General features: G+C 48.0%; 4 protein-coding genes. All 4 read right to left on the bottom strand.

Translation table 11 applies throughout. The annotated features are described in order from the left end of the window. Positions 1–185: 185 nt before the first annotated feature. Complete coding sequence (locus H8S11_RS13690) at positions 186–446, bottom strand: phage holin family protein (RefSeq protein WP_186853532.1); 261 nt, start codon at positions 444–446, stop codon at positions 186–188. A gap of 14 nt (positions 447–460) precedes the next feature. After that, on the bottom strand, positions 461–760 hold the full coding sequence (locus H8S11_RS13695; RefSeq protein WP_186853533.1) for a hypothetical protein: 300 nt from the start codon (positions 758–760) through the stop codon (positions 461–463). A gap of 86 nt (positions 761–846) precedes the next feature. Then, positions 847–1,158, bottom strand: coding sequence for a hypothetical protein (locus tag H8S11_RS13700; protein WP_186853534.1), 312 nt, complete (start codon positions 1,156–1,158; stop codon positions 847–849). Positions 1,159–1,207: 49 nt separating this feature from the next. Next, the coding region (locus tag H8S11_RS13705) for a hypothetical protein (protein ID WP_207722011.1) at positions 1,208–1,593 on the bottom strand (386 nt) is incomplete at its 5' end.

Genomic DNA, 1,593 nt, shown 5'->3' on the forward strand with positions numbered 1-1,593 from the left:
TGGCGGCCAGTAAACTCACGAATCTCCTTGGCCTCCTCGTGGGTAATCTCAGGGTGCTTCTTCAGGAGCATGGGCATGCCTACGGTAGCCAAATCGGGGGCGTCGTTCTTCTCAGTGATTTCGTACAGTTCATAGAGCATTTCGGTGTTCATAGTTCAATCTCCTTTGTAGTCAAAAATATGTTGTTATTCCTTCATCTGCTTGATAGCCTGGTTGACACCAGTTGCCGCCAGACCGGACACAATGCCCACAGCAACGGCGGTCAGCGGGTCCGTGGCCGGGAAATCCTGGAGGCCGGTATACAGCGCCGCCACGCCCAGAACGCCCCCACACAGGCCCACGATAGCCGGGATGTACTTGTTATCCAGACCGGACGATTTGACAATCAGTCCCACCAGATAACAGATGACGGTAATGGCCGCCACGGATGCGATTCCAAAGTCCATATTTTCACCCCCTCTCAAAGACCTATCTTGTCTAACAGAAAGGCCATAACCGCTGTAATAACCGCCGCAATTACGGCCCAACTTATTTTGCCTTTCAGATCTTTCCAGGTTCGTCCAGGCTCCGCCTGAATGTCTGACAATCCCTTGGACAGTGTGCTCACTTTACCCGTCAGGTCCTCCAGCTTTTCGAGTATCGTTGTATACTGCTGGCCCTGCTCTGCACGGGCGATCTCAAGCTCCCGGATTCTGTTGAAAAACTCCTTGTGCGTCTGCCGGGACTGTTCCTTCCATTCGCTCATCTGCTTTTCCAGCATATTAGCTTTCTGGATGCCAAGGCAATCCCGCCGTGGGTCTAAGATACATTTTTCATCTGCCATTTAGATCTCCTTCCAGGCCTCTCTTAGCCCATTCCGCCGCCACCAGAGCCTCCGATGGCTTCTCCTTCTCCGATTACTTTGAATAGGCCGTTACTAGCTCCAATACTTCCAACATTGATTTTTTCTATGCCGGAACTCCTTTGGAGATTTCCATTGATAAATATTGGAGAGCCAACAAACACTTCTATCGTCCCTGATTGAGCATTCGTGGTATTGTCGATTTCAAAGGTCCCAGTTTCAGATTCCGTCATATAGTATATAACTACACTAGAGTATCTAATATTTACCTTTTCTGGCAATGTTCCCCCACCTTGTATCACCGGGTTCAGTATCATGCCATTACCTCCGAAATTTTAACTTTTTTATCGTTGCAATCGAGAATAGTTACATATTCATAGCGATGACATAAACCTCGCCATCAATTATTTGAGTATTAACAGTTACGGTAAGATACCATTGCTCATCACTTGTGACAAGATAAGGCGGAGGTTGAGCGGTCAGACCTTTTAGAGAATCAACAAGTTTAAACCCATCGACATTATGTGGAGATACGACCCAGTCCGAAAAATCCATGCCTTCTTCAGCGAAATAAGGCCCATGCACAACGGAGCCTGGCCCATTCTGAAAAGTAAACTCAAGCAATTTCGGAAACGGCTTGGCAGGACAACTAAAAATCATGTCCCTACCTCCTGGATTACCACATAAACCTGTACATCTTCTGTCGGGACCGTCTGCGCCTTGAATGTCAATTTGTTGGCCGCCTGTCCCGT

Origin of the sequence: Flintibacter hominis (assembly GCF_014287965.1) — a bacterium.
In the GTDB taxonomy this organism is placed as follows: Bacteria; Bacillota; Clostridia; order Oscillospirales; family Oscillospiraceae; genus Lawsonibacter; species Lawsonibacter aceti.

Coding starts and splice junctions, on each gene's coding strand:
- H8S11_RS13690 (WP_186853532.1), bottom strand. CDS start 446: ATGGACTTTGGAATCGCATCCGTGGCGGCCATTACCGTCATCTGTTAT.
- H8S11_RS13695 (WP_186853533.1), bottom strand. CDS start 760: ATGCTGGAAAAGCAGATGAGCGAATGGAAGGAACAGTCCCGGCAGACG.
- H8S11_RS13700 (WP_186853534.1), bottom strand. CDS start 1,158: ATGATACTGAACCCGGTGATACAAGGTGGGGGAACATTGCCAGAAAAG.